The 23,037-nt window shown below is 43.2% G+C and carries 20 protein-coding genes; 7 read left to right on the top strand and 13 right to left on the bottom strand.

The window, feature by feature from the left end:
- Positions 1-50 precede the first annotated feature (50 nt).
- The 5 genes from ACFSJY_RS02350 to ACFSJY_RS02330 all read left to right on the top strand — a co-directional run bounded on the left by ACFSJY_RS02350 (position 51) and on the right by ACFSJY_RS02330 (position 3,749).
- Positions 51-515: a hypothetical protein gene (locus ACFSJY_RS02350; protein WP_386030702.1), complete on the top strand. Its 465-nt coding sequence runs from the start codon at positions 51-53 to the stop codon at positions 513-515.
- A complete protein-coding gene (gene gdhA, locus ACFSJY_RS02345; protein ID WP_386030700.1) occupies positions 512-1,819 on the top strand; it encodes an NADP-specific glutamate dehydrogenase in 1,308 nt (435 codons plus the stop codon). The genes ACFSJY_RS02350 and gdhA overlap by 4 nt, the downstream gene beginning before the upstream one ends.
- Before the next feature lie 73 nt (positions 1,820-1,892).
- Positions 1,893-2,363, top strand: coding sequence for an FKBP-type peptidyl-prolyl cis-trans isomerase (locus ACFSJY_RS02340; RefSeq protein ID WP_386030698.1), 471 nt, complete (start codon positions 1,893-1,895; stop codon positions 2,361-2,363).
- A gap of 18 nt (positions 2,364-2,381) precedes the next feature.
- Positions 2,382-2,999: a 3'-5' exonuclease gene (locus ACFSJY_RS02335; RefSeq protein WP_386030696.1), complete on the top strand. Its 618-nt coding sequence runs from the start codon at positions 2,382-2,384 to the stop codon at positions 2,997-2,999.
- A 30-nt stretch (positions 3,000-3,029) separates the two neighbouring features.
- On the top strand, positions 3,030-3,749 hold the full coding sequence (locus tag ACFSJY_RS02330) for a 16S rRNA pseudouridine(516) synthase (RefSeq protein WP_386030694.1): 720 nt from the start codon (positions 3,030-3,032) through the stop codon (positions 3,747-3,749).
- 87 nt (positions 3,750-3,836) lie between these two features.
- Here the strand turns inward: ACFSJY_RS02330 and ACFSJY_RS02325 are convergent, their stop codons facing one another.
- Together ACFSJY_RS02325 and ACFSJY_RS02320 are read right to left on the bottom strand one after the other, a co-directional pair.
- A complete protein-coding gene (locus ACFSJY_RS02325) occupies positions 3,837-4,346 on the bottom strand; it encodes a DUF6702 family protein (protein WP_386030692.1) in 510 nt (169 codons plus the stop codon).
- On the bottom strand, positions 4,346-6,796 hold the full coding sequence (locus ACFSJY_RS02320; RefSeq protein ID WP_386030690.1) for a M1 family metallopeptidase: 2,451 nt from the start codon (positions 6,794-6,796) through the stop codon (positions 4,346-4,348). Before ACFSJY_RS02320 ends, ACFSJY_RS02325 begins: the two co-directional genes overlap by 1 nt.
- Before the next feature lie 256 nt (positions 6,797-7,052).
- On the opposite strand from ACFSJY_RS02320, the gene ACFSJY_RS02315 reads away from it, so the two are divergent.
- The gene (locus ACFSJY_RS02315; protein WP_386030688.1) at positions 7,053-8,447 is read left to right on the top strand and encodes a DEAD/DEAH box helicase; all 1,395 of its coding nucleotides are present in this window, start codon (positions 7,053-7,055) and stop codon (positions 8,445-8,447) included.
- Between the two features lie 50 nt (positions 8,448-8,497).
- Here ACFSJY_RS02315 and ACFSJY_RS02310 read toward each other — a convergent pair whose 3' ends face one another.
- The 7 genes from ACFSJY_RS02310 to ACFSJY_RS02280 all read right to left on the bottom strand — a co-directional run bounded on the left by ACFSJY_RS02310 (position 8,498) and on the right by ACFSJY_RS02280 (position 15,752).
- Positions 8,498-8,941 (bottom strand): hypothetical protein, encoded by a 444-nt coding sequence (locus ACFSJY_RS02310; RefSeq protein ID WP_386030686.1) that lies wholly within the window; start codon positions 8,939-8,941, stop codon positions 8,498-8,500.
- Positions 8,905-9,660 (bottom strand): hypothetical protein, encoded by a 756-nt coding sequence (locus ACFSJY_RS02305; protein ID WP_386030685.1) that lies wholly within the window; start codon positions 9,658-9,660, stop codon positions 8,905-8,907. The genes ACFSJY_RS02310 and ACFSJY_RS02305 overlap by 37 nt, the downstream gene beginning before the upstream one ends.
- Before the next feature lie 396 nt (positions 9,661-10,056).
- Positions 10,057-11,169, bottom strand: coding sequence for a serine hydrolase domain-containing protein (locus ACFSJY_RS02300; protein WP_386030684.1), 1,113 nt, complete (start codon positions 11,167-11,169; stop codon positions 10,057-10,059).
- 239 nt (positions 11,170-11,408) lie between these two features.
- Positions 11,409-12,011 (bottom strand): hypothetical protein, encoded by a 603-nt coding sequence (locus tag ACFSJY_RS02295; RefSeq protein WP_386030681.1) that lies wholly within the window; start codon positions 12,009-12,011, stop codon positions 11,409-11,411.
- Between the two features lie 114 nt (positions 12,012-12,125).
- Positions 12,126-13,493, bottom strand: a complete 1,368-nt coding sequence (locus tag ACFSJY_RS02290) for a metal-dependent hydrolase family protein (protein ID WP_386030679.1) — start codon at positions 13,491-13,493, stop codon at positions 12,126-12,128.
- Positions 13,494-13,617: 124 nt separating this feature from the next.
- Positions 13,618-14,853, bottom strand: a complete 1,236-nt coding sequence (locus ACFSJY_RS02285) for an MFS transporter (RefSeq protein WP_386030677.1) — start codon at positions 14,851-14,853, stop codon at positions 13,618-13,620.
- A 5-nt stretch (positions 14,854-14,858) separates the two neighbouring features.
- The gene (locus tag ACFSJY_RS02280; RefSeq protein WP_386030675.1) at positions 14,859-15,752 is read right to left on the bottom strand and encodes a dihydrodipicolinate synthase family protein; all 894 of its coding nucleotides are present in this window, start codon (positions 15,750-15,752) and stop codon (positions 14,859-14,861) included.
- 107 nt (positions 15,753-15,859) lie between these two features.
- On the opposite strand from ACFSJY_RS02280, the gene ACFSJY_RS02275 reads away from it, so the two are divergent.
- Positions 15,860-17,158, top strand: coding sequence for an aminotransferase class I/II-fold pyridoxal phosphate-dependent enzyme (locus tag ACFSJY_RS02275; protein WP_386030673.1), 1,299 nt, complete (start codon positions 15,860-15,862; stop codon positions 17,156-17,158).
- Between the two features lie 19 nt (positions 17,159-17,177).
- Here ACFSJY_RS02275 and ACFSJY_RS02270 read toward each other — a convergent pair whose 3' ends face one another.
- From ACFSJY_RS02270 to ACFSJY_RS02255, 4 genes are all read right to left on the bottom strand, one after another.
- Positions 17,178-18,644 (bottom strand): FAD-binding domain-containing protein, encoded by a 1,467-nt coding sequence (locus ACFSJY_RS02270; protein WP_386030671.1) that lies wholly within the window; start codon positions 18,642-18,644, stop codon positions 17,178-17,180.
- 190 nt (positions 18,645-18,834) lie between these two features.
- Positions 18,835-19,491 (bottom strand): DUF3313 domain-containing protein, encoded by a 657-nt coding sequence (locus ACFSJY_RS02265; RefSeq protein ID WP_386030669.1) that lies wholly within the window; start codon positions 19,489-19,491, stop codon positions 18,835-18,837.
- 312 nt (positions 19,492-19,803) lie between these two features.
- On the bottom strand, positions 19,804-20,637 hold the full coding sequence (locus tag ACFSJY_RS02260; protein WP_386030667.1) for a MipA/OmpV family protein: 834 nt from the start codon (positions 20,635-20,637) through the stop codon (positions 19,804-19,806).
- A 278-nt stretch (positions 20,638-20,915) separates the two neighbouring features.
- Positions 20,916-23,036, bottom strand: coding sequence for a putative bifunctional diguanylate cyclase/phosphodiesterase (locus ACFSJY_RS02255; protein WP_386030665.1), 2,121 nt, complete (start codon positions 23,034-23,036; stop codon positions 20,916-20,918).
- Position 23,037: the final 1 nt, after the last annotated feature.

Genomic DNA, 23,037 nt, shown 5'->3' with positions numbered 1-23,037 from the left:
GCACATTTATTGGAAGATGTCAGTAATACGAAGCAGCAAGGAGAAAAGTTGTGGACCCTTTCACATCAACCAACAAACATGGTGATTTGTCGCTTTTTCATGACGTCATGCAGGTGTGTATTGAAGAAGTTGAACAGTTACTTGCATTGCAGCAACAGTCAAACAGAAACAGTGTTGTTTTTGATTTTAGTGAAGCGATTGATGTCAGGTTGGGGGTGATTTCCTCCCTTAACAAAATGGCAATTGATTGCGCCGCGAATATTTTGCCTAAATTTACCTATCATCATCCCGTTGCCAAGCCCCAAGGCAGGCGAGCGCAACTGTCTATGCTTCAGCGTTTAGTGTCGGATACGTCACAGAATATTGAGCTTATATCCACTATTCAACGCTTCATTCAAGACAAAGTGGCAAAAAAAGAGTTCGAGAACGTCATACGCTCCTTAAAACATAGCCAGGAGCAACTCAGTGGTAAGGCGCACTGGCTTGAACGTCAAGCAAATAAGGAGGACGTATGAAACATGCTTATCTTGAAAAAGTAATAGAGAAACTGACAGCTCAATTCGATGGTCAATCGGAGTATATACAGGCCATCGAAGAGCTCACAACCTATATGAAACTGTCTGACGCGCAGTGGGAGTTAGTGACGCAGGACAACATATTGGAACGGTTGATGTTACCCGATCGCATTATTCAGTTTAATGTGGCATGGGTTGATGACAGCGACCAAGTGCATGTCAATCAAGGGTGGCGAGTGCAACATGCAAACTTGATTGGCCCTTACAAAGGTGGATTACGTTTTCACCCCAACGTATCCGAATCAACGTTTAAGTTTCTAGCACTGGAACAAACATTTAAAAATGCAATAACGGGGTTGCCCATAGGTGGTGCCAAGGGCGGCGCTAATTTTGATCCCAAAGGAAAATCGGATCGAGAGGTAATGCGTTTTTGCCATGCTTTTATGGATGAGCTACATCGCCATATTGGCGCCACAACCGATATTCCTGCCGGTGATATCAATGTTGGGCAACGAGAAATTGGATACCTGTTTGGCCGACACCGCAGATTGCAGAATCAGTTCACAGGGGCGTTAACGGGGAAAAATGTGGAATTTGGTGGTAGCCAAGTAAGAACAGAGTCAACAGGATATGGCGCTATCTTTTTTGTGCAACGGGCGCTGGAAAAGCATGATAAGTCGCTTGAAGGGCAAGATATTTGTATTTCAGGTGCTGGCAATGTTGCACTTCACGCTGCTAAAAAAGCTATTGAATGCGGTGCCAATGTACTGACATTATCGAACAGTAAAGGAAGTTTATATCGCGAGAGCGGTATATCCCTTGATACCGTGAACGGTTTATTAGAGCGTGGCCGAAATGCAAAACTTGATGAGCAAGAGGGGGAGTGGCTAGATTCACAAAAGCCTTGGGGTATTCCCTGTAAAATAGCCATCCCTTGTGCCACACAAAACGAAGTCGATAGCCAAGATGCTAGCTCACTTATTGAAAACAAAGTCGAATGGCTATTTGAAGGGGCAAACATGCCGTGTACAGCAAGTGCAATAACGACGCTACGGGAAGCGAATGTCAATTTTGCTCCCGCTAAAGCGGTTAATTCGGGCGGTGTTGCAGTGTCTTTGTTTGAAATGGAGCAGAATGCTGCATTTTCGCCTCAATCGTTTGATGAGTTGGAAAAGCGATTAACAAAGACGATGAGAGATATTCATGACAATTGTTGGCATGCGGGTGATGGAGATTACCTTGTCGGCGCGAATAATTTTGCATTCCAACGGTTAATACACGCGATGAGTGCGCAAGGCATTTAATACTTTTTACAAGTAATTAGGCACTATTTGGCGTAAACTGCTCCGCAAATAGTGTCTGATTAAGGTATTTGCTGTGAAATTTATTGTTCTTATCGTCGTGATAGCGCTTGCTGTGTTGTGGTTTCAACGTAATGCTAATAACAAAGCGCTCGCGCTCGATAACAAACGCATTGGCGAAACTTTCTTGATAGAGAATAAACAAGTCGAAGGTGTAATCGAAACAGAATCAGGCTTGCAATACCAGGTGCTTGAAAAAGGCGAGGGTACCGAGCATCCAACAGCAACCTCTAAAGTGAAAGTGCATTACCACGGTACCTTACTTGATGGCACTGTATTTGACAGCTCTGTTGAGCGTGGCACGCCTATTTCGTTTGGTTTAAATCAAGTGATTTCAGGATGGACAGAAGGTGTGCAATTAATGGTGGTGGGCGATAAAACACGTTTCTTTATTCCTGCACATTTAGCTTATGGCAATACGTCTGCGGGCAAAATTGCACCGGGTTCGACCCTTATTTTTGATGTTGAACTTCTAGAAATTCAATAACGGCGTCCAGTCATTATTATGATCAATCCGAATGCTAACTCGCTTGTGGTACTCGATTTCGAAACCACGGGACTCTCACCAGAGCAAGGTGACAGAGCAATAGAAATAGGTGCAGTTAAACTTCAAGACGGCGTTATTGTTGATAGGTTTCAAGCATTAATGAATCCTGGTAGGCGCGTCAGCCCATTTATTGAAGATTACACGGGCATCACCAATCAAATGCTACTTGATGCCGCACCCAACCATGAGGTGATGGCGGCGTTTGCAGACTTTATACAAGGTCAGCATCTTGTGGCGCACAATGCATCATTTGATCGCAAGTTTCTCGATTCCGAGCTACAAGCCATTTCAGCTGGCTATAGCGGAGAGTTCGCTTGTTCATTGCTGCTTTCAAGACGAATATATCAAGATGCGCCTAACCATAAATTGGGTACGTTAACGCGTTACAAAGGCATATCGGCTGAAGGCAGCTTTCACCGCGCGTTATTTGATGCGGAAATGACAGCTAAGTTGTGGCTGGTCATGCTTGAAGATATCGCGGAGCAAACCGGTGATACGCACGTCCCGTTTTCACTCATCACCAAAATATCTAAAATATCGAAAGCTAAAGTATCGCAGTTGCTTGCCAATGCGTAACCACACCTATCTGAAGCATACTTAATCACTATGTCGATTAGTCACCAACGTATTGACAAATTTATTGCTGAACATTGTGGAGTCAGTAAAAAAGCGGTGCGCTTGATGGTGGCGCAGAAGCGCATTGTGGTTGATGGCGAAGCGGTGATAAGTGTCGACCAAATCGTTAATCGCTTTTCCCAAATTGCGCTCGATGGTGAGGTTATTCAAAATAACCAACCCGTCTATATCATGTTACATAAACCAGTCGGTGTTGTTAGCGCGACAATCGACGAAAAGCATAAAACGGTTATCGATATACTCGCATCAAGTTTTGATAAATCGATATGCGAAGAGCTTCATATTGTTGGTCGGTTAGACCTAAACACGTCAGGGCTTGTGCTGTTAACAAACGACAGTCGCTGGTCAAGTGCCCTGACCTTGCCTGACAGTAAAGTTGAAAAGAAGTATCGAGTTACGTTAAAAAACAAAGTCACGGAAGAGTATGTCGATGCGTTTACTGCTGGTATGTATTTTGGCTATGAAGATATCACGACACGTCCTGCAACGTTGGAAATTATCGACGAATATACAACGCTGGTGACACTAACCGAAGGGCGTTATCACCAAATTAAGCGCATGTTTGGTCGATTTCGAAACCCTGTAGTCGGTTTACATCGCTTTGCCATTGGTAACATTGTTTTGGATGACAAGTTACAGCCTGGTGATAGTCGACCGTTGTCTCCTGAAGAAGTGAATTGGGTGATATAAACGTCATAGCAACACCATAAAGTTACACAACCGCAAACAAAAAAGCCGAAGCAAATGCTTCGGCTTTTTAAATGCTACAGGCGTGTTTTAGAACGTAGCAACTAACCAGTCTTCACTGTCTTGGAAGTAAAGCGTGCGCACGTCACCCTTACCTTCAATATTGACCATGTTAATTTGCATTGGCCATAAGTCTCTTAGGGCACCGTTGTACAACTTAATACCTTTTAGGTTTTTAGGTGGCACAGTATCTTGGTAAACCCAAAAGAATTTGCCTTCTACTTCAAATCCTACACTGTTTAATGGCAAGTCTTTGTCATCTAACGTGCGCGCTAAAAACTGTTTAGCAACATAGTCAGCAAACTGCTGCTGTGTTTCTTTTGAATCAAGAATATCTGCATTTTTGTCAAACAGGGCTTGCACGGCGTGCTCAGTATCATGCAAATAAAAGCGATGCATAATCTCAAGCTGGCCAGAGTTTTTATTAAACAGTACGGTGGTTTCTGCCGCTTTTTGCTGGTGTGCAAGTACTGTGCTTGAAAACACAGTACTTACTAACAGGCTAATGGCGGCGAGGAACGTTAATAACCGGTTGGTCATTAGTTATCCTTTTTCTCTTCTTTCTTGTCTTCTTCGTCAGTTTTCAGCTCAGTTTTGATATCTTGCATGATATCGCGGTAAACCTTACCTGCACGCTTCTTACGCTTGTATGCCTCTACACGTGAAGGAATGATTTCACGTGGGTAGTGGTTGTTTTCAACGTCAACGTCAGCTGTTTCCCAACCTGGATCAACAACAACACTTACAAGCTCTTTCTCTTTATCCGTGACGATAAGCTTGCGAACGTTCTTCGCGTTACGACGCCAGATTTCAGCGGGAATGTACTGGTCTTCAACGGTGCCGTCTTTGTACGTTAACTGAAGAAGGATAGGCATAACCAAACCACCAACATTAGAGAATTCTAATACGTAGTAGTTTTTGTCTTCTTTAACCGCACGCTCAAATACTTCACGTTCCCAAGGCTTTAAGTCTTTTAGGAATTTGTTGTAGGCGTTGCGCTCTTTGTTCGTCACTGTGAAGCGATCGTTTTCATCGTAGAAGTCTGTTACGTCTTTGTTGCGGTCAATCCACAATGTTTTGCCTTCTGCTTTGTTACGTTCAACATGCAGAGATGAAGGCTTGTCGTTTTCAATATCACGTAAACGCGCGAAATCGATGTCAGGGTTTTTCGTGTCTAAACGCAGTTTGTAAACTTTGTCGATTGAGATATCAACGTGGTCTGTAGAGTAGAACCAACCACGCCAGAACCAGTCTAGGTCAACACCTGATGCTTCTTCCATCGTGCGGAAAAAATCTGATGGCGTAGGGCGTTTGAACATCCAACGCTCAGAGAACTCTTTAAAGGCGAAGTCGAACAACTCACGACCTAAAATCACTTCGCGAAGAATGTTAAGTGCTGCCGCAGGCTTAGTGTAAGCGTTAGGGCCAAGGCGTAATACGCTGTCCGACTGCGTCATAATTGGCACTTGTGTTTGCGACTTCATATAGCCAGTAATGTCACGCGGCTCAACACCCCAAGGAATGTTTGGATCCCATTCGCGACCTGCAACACCGTCTAAGAAGCTGTTAAGGCCTTCGTCCATCCAAGTCCATTGACGCTCGTCTGAGTTAACAATCATTGGGAAGTAGATGTGACCAATTTCGTGAATAACTACACCAATAAGGAAACGCTTTTCCGCTTGTGAGTAGGTACGATCGCCATCATCACGTAATTCAGTGCGAGGACCATTGAACGTGATCATTGGATATTCCATACCGCCTACTGGGCCGTTAACTGACTGTGCAGTTGGGTATGGGTAATCAAATGAGAAACGTGAGTACACTTCCATGGTGTGGATAACTGATTCAGTTGAGTACTTCTTCCACAGGTCACCGCCTTCTACAGGGTAGAAAGACATCGCCATTACGTGGTCTTGAACGTCACCACCTTGCTGGTAGCCTTTTGCATCCCACATGAAAGTACGCGATGAAGCCCATGCAAAATCACGTACGTTTTCAGCTTTGAACTTCCACGTTTTTGTTTTGCTAGTGCCTTCTTTTTCGTTCTCTAATGCTTCTTCTTCGGTCACAATAAACACTGGGCGCTTAGCGGTTTTCGCCTCTTCTAAACGCTTACGTTGTGTTTTTGTTAGCACGTCTTTCGGGTTAGCTAAAACACCTGTTGAAGAAACAATGTGATCTGCAGGAACGGTAATTTCTACTTCGTAGTCACCGAATTCTAGAGTGAACTCACCACGACCTAAAAATTCTTTGTTGTTCCAGCCTTCGTAGTCAGTGTAAGCGTGTAAACGCGGGAACCACTGTGCTAGAAGGAAAATGTCATTACCGTCTTCAAATTTCTCATAACCTGCGCGCGCAGATACGGCGTCTTCTTCAACAATATTGAATGCGAAATCAATAGTGAACTCTACTTCACCGCCTGATTTTAGTGGTTTTGGTAAATCAACACGCAGTTGAGTACCAACTATGACGAAGTCTAATGCGTTACCACGGCTGTCTTTAATCGCACTGATTTCATAGCCCACTTCGTTGTCGGCTAAGAACTGTTGACGACGCAATGTGCCAAGGCTTAATTGTGCTGGCTTGTCACTACTACCTGCAGATGCGCTAGGACCACGGTTACCAATGCCACCGAAGTCGTTTGACATGTTAGCAATCGAATCTTCTTTGAAGATATTTTGGTCTAACTGTACCCAAAGGTACTTTAGGCGGTACGGTGAGTTATTTTTGTAGGTAATGTCTTCTGTAGCAGTAATGCGACGCTTTTCTTCGTCAAGTGACACTTTGATTTTGTAGTCAACTTTTTGCTGCCAGTAGTTTTCACCTGGTTCACCTGCTGCATTGCGGTAAACATTTGGCGTAGGTAGTACTTCGTCTAGTTGACGGAACTTGTCTTCAAAATCGCCTTTAGTTTGCTTGATAGCAGACGCGTGCGCAGTTGAAGCTAAAGTTACCGACAATAGAAGAGCTGAAATCAAGGAATTTTTCATATCTTTAACGCTATCTATTGAGTTTTAATTGTTATGTTAGTCATTTGGATGAGCAAAACTTTGCCATTCTATCGGTTTACGTACCAACTTTCGATAAAGTCTCGTTGAACCAACAAAGTTTAGCGACAGATGTAACTGTTACAATATAACAAAGGGTGAAATGTTTCGAAATAGCGTGAAACAGGTAATAACATTGCTTATCGACTAACCTTAACGTATCCTTGCCGCCTTTTTATTATCCGCACCCAGAGTCACCATGAGCCTTTCACACCTCGACCTATGTCCAGAAATTGTTTCCGCCCTTGAAGAAAAAGGCTATAGCGAACTTACGCCAATTCAAGAAAAGGCAATTCCTGCAGTGCTTTCGGGGCGCGATGTGATGGCGGCTGCACAAACAGGTACAGGTAAAACGGCAAGTTTTGTATTACCCACGTTGCAACAGCTTCAAGCCAGTAAAAAGAAGGTAGGGGCAAACCAGTGTTTTGTACTTATCTTAACGCCAACGCGAGAACTTGCTGCGCAAATTGAAGCGAACATCGAAGCGTACAGTAAAAACCTATCGACAAAACATACGGTGGTATTTGGTGGCGTTAAAATTAATCCACAGATGATGCGCTTGCGTGGTGGTGTCGATATTCTAGTGGCAACACCGGGGCGTTTACTCGACTTACATCAGCAAAATGCCGTTAAGTTCGATGCTGTTGACACTTTAGTGCTTGATGAAGCTGATCGCATGTTAGACATGGGCTTTATCCGCGACATCAATAAAATTTTGGCACTGTTGCCGAAAAAGCGTCAGAACTTATTGTTTTCAGCAACCTTCTCTCCAGATATTCGTGAGCTTGCAAAAGAACTGACCCACAAGCCCGTAGAAATTTCGGTAACGCCAGAAAACTCAACCGCGGCAACTATCGAGCACTGGTTGGTTGCAACCGATAAAAAGAAAAAAGCGCCGCTACTAAACCACCTCATCAAAACCGAAAATTGGCAGCAAGTGCTCGTGTTTTGTCGTACAAAGCACGGGGCAAACCGCTTAACTCGCTATTTAGAGGCAGAAGGACATAAAGCCGCGGCCATTCACGGTAACAAAAGCCAAGGAGCGCGCACGAAAGCGCTCGCGCAGTTTAAAGATAAAACCATTCAAGTATTGGTAGCGACTGACATTGCGGCTCGCGGTATCGACATAAGCCAGTTGCCACAAGTAGTGAACTTTGACTTGCCGAACGTACAAGAAGACTATGTACATCGTATTGGCCGAACAGGCCGTGCAGGTGTTGATGGCCAAGCTATTTCATTAGTAACCGCTGACGAACACAAGCAGCTGGAAGATATTGAGTATGTTATTCAAAAACATATTCCTCGCCGCGAAGTGGAAGGCTTTAAAGCGAATAACCCGCTACCAGAATCGCGCCCAATTAAGCCGCTGAAAGCGAAAAAACCTAAGAAACCGAAGAAGCCTAAAAAGCTCGACTTAAATGCTAACCCAAAACGCGCAGAGCACCAAGAAGGACAGCGTTCAGGTCAGAAAAAACATGCGGTGAATAAAGGCCAACAAAAGCGTCGCCCACAGGGGAATAAGCCTAAAGCGGCGAATGGCAATGCGCCAGCTAAACCAAGTAGACGACGCTCTAAGCCAAAGACGAGTAGTTAACGCCTAAACTAGGTGCGCCGCAGGATTCACCTGTATTTACTTATTAGGCTTTATCGGAGTGGAACACTATCTACTCCCATAAACGCCCATATCTTCCATTCTGTTCCATCTTTTTTAAAAAAATAGAAAGTAGTTGATTGATTATCTATAAATGGTGCGCCAGACTTTCTAACGGCCTGTGAGGTAACTTTCGCTACAACGTACTCTCCACTCCTACCAACGTAGTCAATTTCTTTCATCTCTATTGATATATCATACTGCTGGAAACTTTGTTGCATCATTTGTGTGAATGGGGCGTATTGGGGTGACTGTGAATGAAAGCTTGATGTTGTTTTAGGCAGACTTTCTTGGTTCAAACCATCGACATGCTTTTGAAGCTCTTTTCGTATATCTGCTTCATTTGCTTGCGCATTAAGTGCGAGTATCGAAGTGAGTATCAGCAAAATTTTTTTCATATCTATTCCTTTATTTTTATCGAATTGTTTTTTAGCCATGTCATCTTAATATTCTGTGCCGGGCCGTAGATTCCCATGCCGTACTTGTAATCATTTTTCTGTGACTGGTTTGCCTGAATCTGAAAGTCATGAACTTCAAATTGGAATGAATTAGCTCTAAGAATTTCTTTCTCTGAATAAGCAATCAACTTCACGGAATACTTTCCTTTTTTTAAGTCAAAATTCTGATCAAAGAGATCTTTCGCTTCTTTGACTAGATGCCTCGGAGCCCGAATCAATCTCTGACCTCCAATCACCGCCTGCTGATCACCTAAATCTTCGACTATCTTGAATCGGACTTGATTAATTTTGTACTCCATCTCAGGGTCATGCTTCGGGTAAAAGTAAACCAGATTGCTCCATTGTTCGTCTGGTTTAATAACGATCCTTGTTATTGGTGTCACAATAGCATTCGGCCCACCACTAAATTGTGTAATTGTTTCTGCTATTAGAGAACTTTTTGTCGAGTCTGGGTCTGTTAATTCAAGAACTAATTTTGTTATAGATAAAGGTTTATTGCCTTCGTTCTTTAGATCAATTTGTAAGCCGTAAGAGACGATACCAAAATAATTTCCAATTGCTGTTCTATTCGAATGTAGCATCGACAAATCTTTGTCTGGAATCCATTCAGACAATGGGGGGGTCAATGAAAATAGTAATGCTAAAGCAGCAATAGAAACGCTCCAAAAATTACTGCTCTTCAAAAAACCTAGTTTCATAATAATTCCATCTAAAGCCTAGCACACCAACAAAATGAAACCCGAGTGTTGGGCATCTAGCCAGCGTATATTTCCTGGCGATTTTTAATGGGCTTGTTACGTGTTGAGCTCAACATGCAACCCATCATTTAAATCTAACTCAAGCACCTGTGGGAAGTTAATTAGCCCTTTGGATAAGTTAATTCTTAGTGCGGTGCCACAACTAAATAATAGTTGCAAATAACCAAATTGCTTATAGTTTACAAGTGAAATTGTAGAATCAATAACGACTCATTTGCGCTGTAAAGCTCAAAAGACATTTATACTTATATACAGTGTCTGATATGGCTATGCCTGCAACACTATTTTTGTTAAGTAAACAAGGATGAATAGTGCAGCGGTGAAAGGTGTTAAATACTACTCAAATGTCGACCTATCTCGTTTTAATCCATCAGTACCAAGTGCAATTTCTTTTAATTCAAACGTTAAATTGCGAATAGGAAAGCGGCGAATATTAGCCAAAATAATCACGGTTAATTGGTCGTCAGTATAGCGGTGTAGATTTGATAAAAAACCGTCCATAGAGCCACCGTGGCGAGCTAGCTTGCCTAGCTTTTCTTGCCCAGCACCTCGTTGGTATTCTCTGATGCGAAAACCGTAGCCGTAATAGCCAAACGCTTGGTTCTCGCCTTTAAACAGTAAGTCGATGCTTTGCTGTGATAGAAAGTCCGGCTTGTATAGCGCTTGTTCCCATATCAGCAAATCGTTAACGGTTGAGTAGATATCACCTGAACCTATCGCGTAAGAAACAATGTTTTCGTCTCGGTCGATGCCAAACATGCTTTTCCGATAACCGTTTGCGCGGTTTGATGGTGGCAAGCTAATACGTTCAACCCCTGTATTTTTCATCCCTAATGGCGTAAAAACTAACGCCTGCATGGCTTGCGCGTAAGATTGCTTAGTGACGTTTTCAACGGCGAGTGCTGCTAAGTGATAATTGAGGTTGCCATATTCGTAATCCGAACCGGGCGCAAAGGACTGCTCCGCGGTGTTAATAATACTGAGAATCTCAGCTGAGCTAACGTCTTTTTCTTCGAAGTGTGTCAGCTGTTCTAGATGACGGTTCAGCCCTGATTGATGTTTGAGTAAACGGTGTAACGTCAGCCCATCGGCTAGCTCGCTATTTAGGTTGGGAATATAGGTTGAGATAGGCGCATGCAAGTCGAGTTTTCCTTGCTCAACCAAGCGCATTACCGCAACAGCCGTAAATGATTTTGTCATTGAGCCAATAAGAAATTGATGATCCAGTGTGTTGGGTGTTTTACTCGCTCTGTCGGCATAACCATAGGCTTTTTGAAATATCGGCTTACCGTACTGTGCAACTAACACTGCACCTTGGAAATCTTCTTGTTCGACATACTGCTCAATATGTTGGTTAAGCTTTTCACCTATAGATTCAGAAGAGACAGCGTTGGCAGTAGACAGAAATGAAGAAATAAATGCCACACCCAAAAGTAAGTTTCTTATCATGCTGTTTGCGCTCCCTAGATATTGCAACTACTGCGCTGCACAGCTGCAGTTAATTATATGACGCGCAATTACTGCTCTGGTGGACTTAGCGTTTAAACAGGCGTCGACGTAAAACGTATTTCACCTTATCCGGCCTGTTTTTTTAACCTCAAAATTGTTGCAGTAAGTGTCAGTCACTACTATTCGGGCAATACTCCGCTTTGTTACCCCATTTAGGTAAGCGACGTGACACAGCTGGGTTATTTAACTGTGCTTACAGCGCTTTGAGTGAAGTCATTTAGGGTATCTAGTTGCGCTTCTAACTGATTGTGACTGATGTTTCCTTGCTGAAATGACACTTCTACTTGAAGCAAATCTTGTGTTCGCTTCAATAATTCAAGGTAAAGCGGAGCGTTCGACGTACGACTGCGTTTTAGATTAATGAGAAGCTCATTCAAATCGCTAAGAGAAGCACCAGATAAGTTTTTGCTGACAATATTTTGCGTTAAGAAAATGTCTAGGTAATCCGGATACGGAGGTGGATTGTTGACATAAAAGTCTGCCTTCGAACCGTCTTTCGCAGGTAATGAATTATGATACTCAACCAGCACACGTGTATATTCGTGGCAGGTTTCAACCGATGAGATTGAAGACAGCAAGAGCTTGATGACATCTTGTTTTTCTTGTTTTACGGTTTCGTAATTGGTAATTGAAATGGCGAGAAAAACGCCCACCAGCGTGGCAACAAGTGTCAGGAAAAAGTTAATCCCTAAATTGTACCTCTGGGTAAATTGACTGAATCGTGGTAAGAAAACGAACACGCTTAATAAGATAAGTGCGCAGGTAATAATAAAATAGAGCATTGGCTTCCTTTCAACAAATTATAGCTAGCGCATTAAAGCATTTTGGCTATATTTCGCAAGTAGTTACGCGTGAAAACTACCGTCAATTAGTATTGTATTCAAAGGGTTGCCTGTTTACTGTGTTGTCAACTTTAGGGCGTTCTTATAAACCTTGCCGTCTTTCATAATGACCAATAAGGACTCATAAGGGGTAGCCAATAGTTCGATATTTTCCAGTGGATTCCCATCTACCAAAATCACATCGGCGTATGCCCCTTCGGCAATGATGCCAAGCTCGCCTTCTAGGTATGGATTACGGGAGCCAGTTTCTTCTTTTAACATGCGTGCATTGTTGTAGGTCGCTTGTTTTAGCACTTCAACGGGAGGCCAGTACTTAGCTCGTACGACAAATTCATTGTTGGCATTACGTTGGGCTGATAAAGGTCCTACTACGTCAGCACCAAAAGCGATTTTGTCATAGCCAGATGCTTTTAAAATGCTTATTTGTTTTTTGGCGCCATCGTATATGGCTCTCGCTTTATGAGCATTTTGTGGTCCGACATAAGCCTCGATTGTTTCCCATGGTAATGACAGCATGGTGAAATAAGGAGAGATCCATGCTCCCTTCTCCATTATTTTCTTCATGCCTTTTTCCGTCATTAATGTGCCGTGTTCTATTGACCTAACTCCAGCATCGATTGAACGAATTATTGATTCATCATGATAAGCATGGACCATTACATAGGTACCATAATCTCTCGCGGCTCTTACGGCAGCTTCTATTTCTTCAGGTAAATATTGGGTTGTATAGAGTGGACCAAAACTTGAAGAAGCACCGCCTCCTGCCATTAATTTCAATTGTGTTGCACCAGAACGAAGTACCTCCCTAGTGCATCGTAAAACCTCTGGAATACCATCACAAAGCAACTCGAACCCTTGTGGTGTTTGCATTGCATGGGGTTTGTTGCCTGGCATATTGGGGTGGGGCGTAGTGTAAGCTCGATGATCGCCATGCCCCGATGTTTGTGAAATTACGGGCCCAGAAGGATAGATACGGGGGCCAGCTACTTTACCGTCTTCTACCGCTCTTTTTATACCTACTGCAGGGCCACCAGCATCACGCACTGTGGTGTAGCCACGCATCAACCAATCTTCAGTAACCTGAGCAGCCGAAATTCCCCAGTACATAAAGTCGACGTCGTTCGTTAATGTTCCTAACTGCTCTGGAACTGCAATGTGAGTATGAGTGTCAATCAGTCCAGGCATTAGCACCTTTCCTTGACCGTCAATAATATTGGCTTTCGCGTTTATGTCGCTTTTATTGGCCCTTAGTTTTTTAATAAGATTGTTTTCAATAAGAACATTGATAGGCTTGGTAATACCGTTACTTTTCCCATCCCACACATGGACGTTAGTGAAGAGTGTTTGGGAGGGCGTGGGTGGCTCTTCAGCAAAGCTCGTAAAAGGGATGCAAAGTAACGCAGCTTTCAATATATTTTTCATGAAAATCGTTCTCTTATCGGCAACCAGCCTCACTATACTATGCAGTGGTTACTTATTGCTCAAGGGAATTTTAAGCTCTTATTTACCTAACGCTCCATGCAAATGACAGAGTTTACTATTTTCGCTAACGAGAATTTTCTTTGTCCAAGGTAGAACTCGGCAAATGTTGCCATTGCCAAAAGCAGAGCGTGATGGCGATACCTAGCACTAAAGAAGAGATCACTAACGGTAAGGTAGTTGCGCTATCTACTAAGTAGCCCGCGCAAAAAGCGCCAATTGATGTGGCCGTAATTTTGGCTGCAGCAACCCACATATATACTTGCCCAGCGCAATGCGTTGGTGCGTATTCTGTTCTTGCCGCAAGTGATGAAGCAAAAAAGAACGCGTTCACAATGCCGCATAAACAATACGCTACTAGCCCTGTGGAAAAGGAATAGCTGAAGTAAATAATCACTAAGCTAACGGCTAGGGCAATACTGGTCATTCTTAGTAAACGTAGCGCTTCTTTTTTTAGTGGTTTTGCAATCAAAATCAATGAGCCGATTAGGTAACCAATGCCGTAGCTGGTAACAAGGTATGCTCCTTTTTCTTGATTTTGCTGCCAGCCATCCACCAGATAGATTGCTATAACGGGCAATGCTGCGACAGCAAATGCAGCGCTCGATGTCATTGCAATGGTGCGCTTGAGGGCAGGGGAGCTGTATATGATATTAATGACCTGTCTAAAGCCCGCAATATCATTCGCTTTTGCTCTACTGATATGGGGTGTTGGCATATGCCAAATAATGAACCCAGCAAGCAGTGGCACAAACATAACGATGCCAACCGATAAAGGCACTGAATACGCACTACTTATGGTAGCGATAAGCAAAGGCCCTAGCGTAAGTCCCGAACTGTAGGTAATGATGTCCCAGCTTTGAGAGCGGCGCCGAATACTCAAATCTTGACTGACAAGGTGACGTAATTGTGAACTTAAGCCGCCCATCATCAGTGATGTGCATACGCCACAGATCAATAAGCTCGCAATCGTTATTGATACCAGTTGCCAATGAAAGCTTTGTATGACTAGTTGAAAACTCACCACAAAAACGACGCATGCGGCGGCAATTAACGAAAATGGATTTTTCGCTTTGTCTAACCACTTCCCGTAAATAGGTCCCAATACGTGCGGTACTGTTAAACAAGCCGAGTAAACACCGATAAGTTTGCCACTTGCGCCGAAGCTGTGGGCAAGTAATACGATAGCCACCGCTGCACCACCAGTGGCAACCCTTGCAAGCGTGGCTGCCCATAGGTAATGAATAAAGCCGCTATGTGGCAAGTCAGGCTTGCTTGTGTTGACGGTGACTTTTGTGTGCATTTGCGTTATTTCAAATCCAGCTGTGTTATTAACGTGGCTAAGATGTCACGATCTTCTTTGTTCATTGGTTTAAGCGGTGCAGGTAAACCGTTCCCTTCAACAAAGCCTAGTATGTTTGCAGCTGTTGCCATAACGCGCAGACCGCCTTTGTACTTCACAAATAAACCCCAGAGCGTCTCATATTGATTTTGAGCTTGCTCTGGCAAGCATTGCTGTAATGTTGCGGCCTTCTCGATAAAGGCTTTTACGGTGTGCGGAAATAAGCCACCTAGGACTGATAGCCACAAATCACAACCCGCAGCCATACCTTTGGCACCAAACTTGTCACCACTCACGCCAATCGCTACATGTTCTGGCACTATCTTTCTTAGTTCAGTAAGACGCTGATGTCCTTGCTCGGTGGCAAAGGGCATACCGGGAATTTTTATGGCTGCCACATGAGGTAAACGTGTTACGTCACGATAAAGCTCATCACTGAAAGTGAAATTAGTCGTGCCCGGGTTTTCATAAACACACAAAGGCACAGAAAGGTTAGCTGTCACTTGCTGATAAAGTTCAAACACTTCATCTTCTTGCATGCGGTGATATGACATTGGCGCAAGTAATACGGCGTTAACACCCGCTTCTTGTACTGCTTGCGCATTCTTCAATACGTCAATGGTTCTTAGCGCGCCAATACCGGCCATGACAGGTGTGCCAGCCGCAAACTCTACTGTTTTTTGTGCGACAGATTTTATCTCTTCTGTTTTCAAATATGGGTATAACCCTGTTGAACCCAGTGCCCCGATAGAATCGACTTTAGCGTCCACTAAGTTACTGATAAGTTTTTCAAACGCAGTGAAATCAATGTGTTCATCCTTAAACGGCGTCAATGGAAAAGCTGATAAACCTGTAAACATTGGCACTCCTATGTGTTTATAATTTGCGAAGAAAGAATAATAAGCATGAGATAACGAGCAATTCGCTTATTGGCTCATGACAAAAAATATATTGTCATAGGACAAAAATGAAAGTCAATATTTTAGGGCAATCTGCACATGAAATTTTTGAGTCAGTGCGAGAACTTGTTAGCACTGGTCAACTAAAACCTGGTGATGTATTGCCACCTGTGCGCCAATTAGCAGAAGACCTGGGTGTTAACCGCAACACGGTTTCTTCTGCTTACCAACGCTTGACTAAAGCGGGTATTGCGTTAACGCAAGGTCGTTTAGGTACACGTATTTGCCAAGAGAGTGATGCAGGCGAGCAAGAAGGCGTTACTGACACCGCGCTGTTTGATTTGGCTGATGGCAGTCCGCGTCGTGAATGGTTGCCCGATTTAAACAAAGTGGTTAGCCAAGCATCACTCAAACAATATGTTTACGGTGAAGCAACCTTGCTAGAAGACGTGCATGACTTTGGCATGACATGGTTCGCAGATGTTTGTGCACAAGACTTTGATATCACCTTGTGCAGCGGTGCCATTGACAGTTTGGAGCGGTTATTGGCAGCACACCTTGTACCCGGTGATACCGTTGTGGTGGAAGATCCTTGTTACATAAGTTCGGCCAATGCAATTCGACTTGCTGGGCTGCAAGTTATTGGTGTGCCCGTTGATGAAAACGGTATGCAAGCTAAGCCACTCAAAGCGGCTTTGGACAAAGGTGCTAAAGCGGTCTTGGTTACACCACGTGCACATAATCCTACCGGCGCAAATATTTCACAAGAAAGGGCGGTAGAGCTACGCCACGTGTTGTCTGATTACCCTAACGTTTTGGTGATGGAAGACGATCATTTCTCATTGCTCGCAAACACAAAGCATCACTCTATTATTCCAGACACTACCGTTCATTGGTCGATATTTCGCAGCGTCTCAAAAGGGTTAGGGCCCGATTTACGAATGGCATTTGTAGCGGCCGATAAAGAGTCCATTAGGCGTATTAATACCAGGCTAGCACCTGGTATGTCTTGGGTCAGTAGGGTGCTTCAATCATTAGTGATTACCTGCTTGACGGATGAGGCATTTCAACGTTCGCTCGCAAAGGCAAAAACAGATTGTATTGAAAGAAGGGACACGCTTGTCCAAGCCCTAATGAGCGCTGGTATTAATATAAACGCTTCTATTGATGGCCTAAATGTTTGGGTTCCGGTTGGCGGAGATTGCAAGGCGGCTGCATACGAGTTGTCACGCAAAGGTTGGCTTGTCAGGCCAGGTTCTTCATTCGATATTGGGAATGAATCGCAAGCGATACGCGTCAGTATCCAGAAAATTGATACTGATATTGCTCAGAAGTTTGCACAAGATTTGGCGAGTATTGCTGGGTAATAATAGATAAGGGAACAATCTATTGTGCGACATGCCTTAGCAATATCCGCTCTTTCTCAATTCGCACTTCTGGGCGCTTTCGATAAGACCAAAGTAGGTCCCTCGCCATCTTTCCTGTTTCGACAATATCGACAATCGGCTGCGGGTAGTCTTCGTCCAATTGCACTTGATACATGGCTTGTTCCATTGGAGAAAGCAACCAAGGTTGATGTATTTGCTCGGCAGGTACTTGCGCTAGTTCGGGCAACCATTTCTTTATGAACGTACCATCAGGGTCATGCTCTTCCGATTGTTTAACAGGATTATATATCCTGATGGTATTTATGCCTGTCACACCTGCCTGCATTTGAAATTGTGGGTAATGAATACCTGGTTCAAAATCAAGAAATAGACGTGCTAAATGTTTAACGCCCATGCGCCAATCTATCAACAAATGATGACATAAAAAACTCACCAACATAGCGCGCATTCTGAAGTTAATGTAACCGGTTTCGATGAGGCAACGCATACAGGCATCTATCATTGGATAGCCTGTTTTTCCTGTCTGCCATGCTAATAAGTGCTCACACTCTTCTTGATCCTTTTGATAGGGAAAGTGGTCGTAACCCGCGTTTACCGGTTTAAACTCCATGCTAGATTCACTCTCAAATTTTTGCATGAAGTGACAATGCCAATGCAGTCGCGAGGATAACGCGGCAAGAGCCCGACGCCAGCCCTTTCGTTGCCAGTGGCTGAGTAGTTCTTGATAGAGCTCTCGTAAGCTAATATTTCCCCAAGCCAAATAGGGCGACATGCGTGAACACGCTTTACGGCTGAGCTCTGGCTTAGAAATAAAGCGATGGTAGTTTTGTCCGCGCTCTGCAAAAAATGACGCCATTGTGCGGTACGCCCACGTAACACCCCCTTGTTGAAAGTTAGGGGCTTCTGTTTGCCATTCCTCACAAATTGATTTTTCTAAGTGTTTCAATGGGGCTAAGTGCTTTTCATCAAGCCATTGAGTATTTTCTAGATCTGCTAATAGAACAGGGGCACGCATGACATTATGCCAGTATTTATCCCAGCCTATTCGATTGCGCTTACCTCTAATAACGGCCGCATATGGGTGTTCATGCCATGTTACAGAATGTTGAGTGCACCATTTGGAAACCGCTTTGTCTCTTGAAAAGGTATGGTCTAATCCAACCTCTTGATAACTAAAAAGCTGATTGATGGGCATGCATTGATGGATATCGTTTAATACGGTAACAGCATCACCGTGCGCAATGACTATGCGTGTGTTGTATTGTTCGAGTTGGTGATTTAAATCTTTTAACGATTGAAAGATAAAGCGCCAGTGGCGAATGTCCATATGCTCATCTGCTTCGAGTATCGGCTCGACAATATAAAGCAACAGCAAGGGAGTCTCTTGCTGACAGGCCTGATAGAGCGGAGCATGGTCTCGAAGTCTAAGATCACGCTTGAACCAGACTAGGTTAATTTCAGTCACGTGTGTGTTAATTGATGTATTTGTCTAGATTTACGGACGAACAACGCGGGTAGATCGATATAAATAGGGGCGAATAGCAATAAGTCTCAGGATAGTGTGAGCGTCGCTTTAGCTCTAAAAGTAGGTGCAAAAACAAATACAAAAAAGGCGGTAATAAACCGCCTTTGAACGTTAGTCAGTGGTATAAGAGTTACTGATTAACACGTGTGTCTAATGCTTTAAACCATTTTGTTAATAGCGGCTCAACATGCTTAAACTCTAGTTGAGTATCTTCGCCAGCTAAGGTTTCACCTGCATCAAGCTTGGTAAACGAGGTAATGACCTTGCCTGATTCAGAGTCTAATGCTTCTGCTTCTATTTTAATTTTGACACTCATATCGCTAAGGCCACCAGAGGCTGCCGTAACTAGGAAGGCGATAGGAATATATTGGTATGCAGATAGTTCTTTGTCATCGATAGTTAAGCCAGTAATCGCTGAGCGAAGTACAAAAGTATCAGGACCTTTTTGGTCCGTTATTTCGTATTTTTTACCCACGATTGTTGTCATGTTTTTTTCAACAAATTGCTCTATTTCTTTTTTTACCTTATCTGACATTTGTTTGCTGGTAGGAGCTTTGGGATAGTAATCAATACTCTCTATGATGACTTTTTTGTATTTAGAGCGGTCGATGGTTGAGTCATAAACATAGTTGATGGAGTCATCATCTTTATCGACTACCTTCATTTGAGAGTAATCGCTGAGGAAACCAGAATGTTTAACTTCTTTCTCTTCCGGTTGAGTTGAACCACAAGCGCTAAGAAGCGCAACTAAGCTTATTGATGCAAGCGCAGTTTTTACAAACTTCATATGAATACCTATGCCTATTTTTGTTGTTGTCTTATCTAAATCTAGGCACGATTGCTTATTTTGTAAACAAATATAATGACTTACTAATAGCTTTTCGTTATTTGGCTAGCCAGGTTTACGCTTCAAAGCTTTATAGTTTAAGGTGTATATGGACGCTTGTTGTTTTTAAAAAAGCTAATTGAATAGGTGACCGTGTTGTAAGCCGCCTATTTGTATGTCGCTAAGCCTAATTAGCTGACAGCGCATAACCAAAAGTGTTTCAGGCACAAAAAAAGCACAACATGTGTTGTGCTTTTTACATATTCCTATTTGTTAAAAGGTGTAAGCTACACCAACTAACGCTGCTGTTTGGCTATCATCGGCAACAATAGGGCTATCTTTTATTTCATCGCCTAGCGATGTGAAATTTGCCCCTGCTAGTGCCAGCCACTGTTTGCTAAAGCGATATGTGGCTAAAGCGCCTACACTAAAGTTGGTGGTAGAGTCACCTTCGTATCCGTTAATACCATAGAAGTAGTTGACCGTGTCTTCACTTAGGGCTTCCACTTTGGCTGAGGCTGTCAAAGAAAACTGCTTGGTTGCAATAAAGGTATATGACGTGCGTAGAACAATTTCAGTACCAGGTTCTTCATCATAAAAGTTCTCATCTGCTGATGAACCCAATAAAGAAAGCTCTGCTGTAAAACGACCACTGTGATAAGCCACATTAACACCAGCGAGGATAGCGTTCTCAACTTCTTTGTACTGAGGCCCTGAAATGTCAAAATTGAGGCTAGATTTTAAGTCGTCACGCTCCCAGCCTTGGCGCATACCAACCTCAAGACCTACGCGAATATCACCTTTGCCTGGCTTCCAGAACCACCAGCCGCCGCGGTTAAACTTCCAATATAGTGTGTCATTGTAGTCTACATTAATCAGCGGAACTGCTTCAGTCTCTGCGTCGTCACCACCCACGTATTCAGGCACATTAAGTGCACCAGCACCAATCATACCGTGGAACCCTTTACCTGATTTTACTGAGGTGTCGGGAATATCATCTAAATTTGCCATTGCTGAAAAGCTTGATGCGCAAAGTATCGAGGCTAGTGTTGTGCTTAATAGTGTTTTCTTGTGCATAGCTGCATCCTTCTTATGACTACGTTTCATGACGTAAATGCCTCCCTAATACTTCCGCAGAGGCTTAACTAAGTGGCTCTTTAACATGCACGCCACTTAGGTATTTTTATTTGTACATTCACTGATAGACAGGTGTCGTCTCAACCATATGAACGGAGAACAAGAAAAATTAGTTCAGTAGACACCAGATTATTTTTAGATATTTTTTAACCGCATTAATAGAGTTATAGATGACTTTTATAAAAAAGGTAAATTTCTTAATAAATTTAATGTTATCAATGCCTAAATCACATTAAGTTGCTAGTAGATTATTGGTTCTGTGTCAGCACGCTACATAATTTTTCAAAGGGTAGCGGCTTACATAATAAAAACCCTTGAATAAAGTCACACTGATTGTCAGCGAGAAATTCTAACTGGGTATTTTGCTCCACGCCTTCGGCAACCACAGCTAAATTTAACTTGTGCGCCATCGCTATAACAGCTGAGACAATCGCCATATCATTACTGTCGTTTGCTAAATCCATAACGAACGAACGATCAATCTTTAACGCGTCAATGGGGAGGCGCTTTAAATACGAGAGTGAGCTATAGCCAGTACCAAAATCATCTACTGATAAGCCGATACCTACTTTACGTAGTGCTTTGAGTTGTGCAAGCACAGAATCGAAGTTGTAAATGAGTAGTCCTTCAGTTACCTCTAACTCAAGCTTTTCTGCGCTGACATTGAATGATTCAATCGTGTCTTCAATAAACGGTGCGAGTGAGTGGTCGCTGAATTGTTTTGGTGACAGGTTAATAGCCATGCCAATGTCGTAGCCTCTGTAATTGAGTTCGCCAAGTGCTTGGCAGGCTTGCTCAAAAATCCATTTACCTAGCGGTATGATCAGGCCAGTTTCTTCTGCGATGGGAATAAAGTGACCTGGCATTACAAGGCCAAGTTCGGGGTGGTTCCAACGTACTAGTACTTCAACTTTGGCAATACGCTTGTCAGGTGTAAAGTAGATAGGCTGGAAGAAAAGTTCGAATTGGTGTTGTTCTAACGCTTGTTCTAGCTCTTTTTTTAATTTGATTTTACGTTTGGACTCATTCTCCATTTCTTGGCTGTAAAACGCATACGCTAGGCCCTTCGTATCTTTCGCGTGACTTGCCGCTATATCAGTACATCGTATTAAACGCTCTACGCTGTTTCCGTGTGCTGGGAAGCCAGCGGCACCAATTTTTAACGAAACATTCAGGGTGTTAATTTTATTCTTGAGAAAATGCGACAAATTAAGTGAAACCAGACGGTCCAATACTTTTTTACAGCGATTTTCATCGTTAACGCCTTGTAAAATAATCCCGAATTCATCGCCTCCTATGCGCGCTACCACATCATCCTTTTTGGTGGTTTTACGCAATTGCTCGGAAATCAAGAACAAGACTTCATCGCCAACACTATGTCCAAAATCATCGTTAACGATTTTGAAGTTTTCTACATCAATATAGAGCACGTAAAAAGGAATACGTCGTGCAATAAAACTCTCTAGTGCATTCCAAAAGTACTGCCTATTTGGCAGTTCGGTGAGATTGTCGACCAAGGTGAGCTTTTCATTTTGCTGCTGTAAATGTTTAACACGAGATATATCCGTGGCAATAAAAATCCACTGAATGACTTTACCTGAATCGTCTTTGACGGGAATAACGGATAGCATCAACCACTTCATATTAAATGGGGGTTGCATCCAACACAGTTCACCTTGCCATGGTTGGTCAGAACATAAAATGCGATTGAATTCCGGGTATTGCTTTTCTAACAGCTGCAATAAGATACCAAGCCCTTTGTGTGTGTCTTGTTCTGGCGTTAAGTTGAACAAATGAAACACAGCGGGGTTCTCAAGCTGACAGTTGAGCCCGCTGTCGGCAATGATAATGCCGGTATTGATGGCGTCTACCGCTTGACTGACTGATTCGAGAATAACCTTTAGATTGTCAGACTCGGATACCAAACTTGCGACTCTTTCTTGCGCATAATGGTGTCGCGACAGCACATTTTCGTTGGCGAGTATCATTTCACGTGCTGACTGCAAGGTTTTTTGCTTCGCCTGAAACTGGTGAGCTAAGTTTTTGATCAGCAGGAGTTGCAGGTTGTCATTATTGAGCGCTTGCGCTTCGAAGTGGAGTTCGGTGCCATTAGGTTGTTGTTCAGCCCAGATACCCGAATCGTAAGGTTCCTTATCATTACTTTCCCAGTATGTTTCTGCATCTCGAATAAAGTCATCCAGAAATAGCGAATGACCAAATAAACTGATGGGATTTCCTTGTTGAATACTTGGCACTAGATTTTTTGCCCACAATGTTTCTCCAAATATCGTATCGAACTGCCCGTGTCCTTGGTATTTGAACGCTATGCAGTCGAGTGATTTCAACACCTCGACTAAGTCATGCTCCATG

It is taken from the genome of Thalassotalea euphylliae, from assembly GCF_042682785.1.
Lineage (GTDB): Bacteria > Pseudomonadota > Gammaproteobacteria > Enterobacterales > Alteromonadaceae > Thalassotalea_F > Thalassotalea_F euphylliae.
Note: the sequence above shows the minus strand (reverse complement) of the source record. Positions and strands in the feature narration are given on the sequence as shown.

Bases quoted from the DNA above. Each gene is read 5' to 3' on its own strand.
- gdhA (WP_386030700.1), top strand. From the start codon at position 512: ATGAAACATGCTTATCTTGAAAAAGTAATAGAGAAACTGACAGCTCAA.
- ACFSJY_RS02335 (WP_386030696.1), top strand. From the start codon at position 2,382: ATGATCAATCCGAATGCTAACTCGCTTGTGGTACTCGATTTCGAAACC.
- ACFSJY_RS02330 (WP_386030694.1), top strand. From the start codon at position 3,030: ATGTCGATTAGTCACCAACGTATTGACAAATTTATTGCTGAACATTGT.
- ACFSJY_RS02325 (WP_386030692.1), bottom strand. From the start codon at position 4,346: ATGACCAACCGGTTATTAACGTTCCTCGCCGCCATTAGCCTGTTAGTA.
- ACFSJY_RS02320 (WP_386030690.1), bottom strand. From the start codon at position 6,796: ATGAAAAATTCCTTGATTTCAGCTCTTCTATTGTCGGTAACTTTAGCT.
- ACFSJY_RS02315 (WP_386030688.1), top strand. From the start codon at position 7,053: ATGAGCCTTTCACACCTCGACCTATGTCCAGAAATTGTTTCCGCCCTT.
- ACFSJY_RS02310 (WP_386030686.1), bottom strand. From the start codon at position 8,941: ATGGCTAAAAAACAATTCGATAAAAATAAAGGAATAGATATGAAAAAA.
- ACFSJY_RS02305 (WP_386030685.1), bottom strand. From the start codon at position 9,660: ATGAAACTAGGTTTTTTGAAGAGCAGTAATTTTTGGAGCGTTTCTATT.
- ACFSJY_RS02300 (WP_386030684.1), bottom strand. From the start codon at position 11,169: ATGATAAGAAACTTACTTTTGGGTGTGGCATTTATTTCTTCATTTCTG.
- ACFSJY_RS02295 (WP_386030681.1), bottom strand. From the start codon at position 12,011: ATGCTCTATTTTATTATTACCTGCGCACTTATCTTATTAAGCGTGTTC.
- ACFSJY_RS02290 (WP_386030679.1), bottom strand. From the start codon at position 13,493: ATGAAAAATATATTGAAAGCTGCGTTACTTTGCATCCCTTTTACGAGC.
- ACFSJY_RS02285 (WP_386030677.1), bottom strand. From the start codon at position 14,853: ATGCACACAAAAGTCACCGTCAACACAAGCAAGCCTGACTTGCCACAT.
- ACFSJY_RS02280 (WP_386030675.1), bottom strand. From the start codon at position 15,752: ATGTTTACAGGTTTATCAGCTTTTCCATTGACGCCGTTTAAGGATGAA.
- ACFSJY_RS02275 (WP_386030673.1), top strand. From the start codon at position 15,860: ATGAAAGTCAATATTTTAGGGCAATCTGCACATGAAATTTTTGAGTCA.
- ACFSJY_RS02265 (WP_386030669.1), bottom strand. From the start codon at position 19,491: ATGAAGTTTGTAAAAACTGCGCTTGCATCAATAAGCTTAGTTGCGCTT.
- ACFSJY_RS02260 (WP_386030667.1), bottom strand. From the start codon at position 20,637: ATGAAACGTAGTCATAAGAAGGATGCAGCTATGCACAAGAAAACACTA.
- ACFSJY_RS02255 (WP_386030665.1), bottom strand. From the start codon at position 23,036: ATGGAGCATGACTTAGTCGAGGTGTTGAAATCACTCGACTGCATAGCG.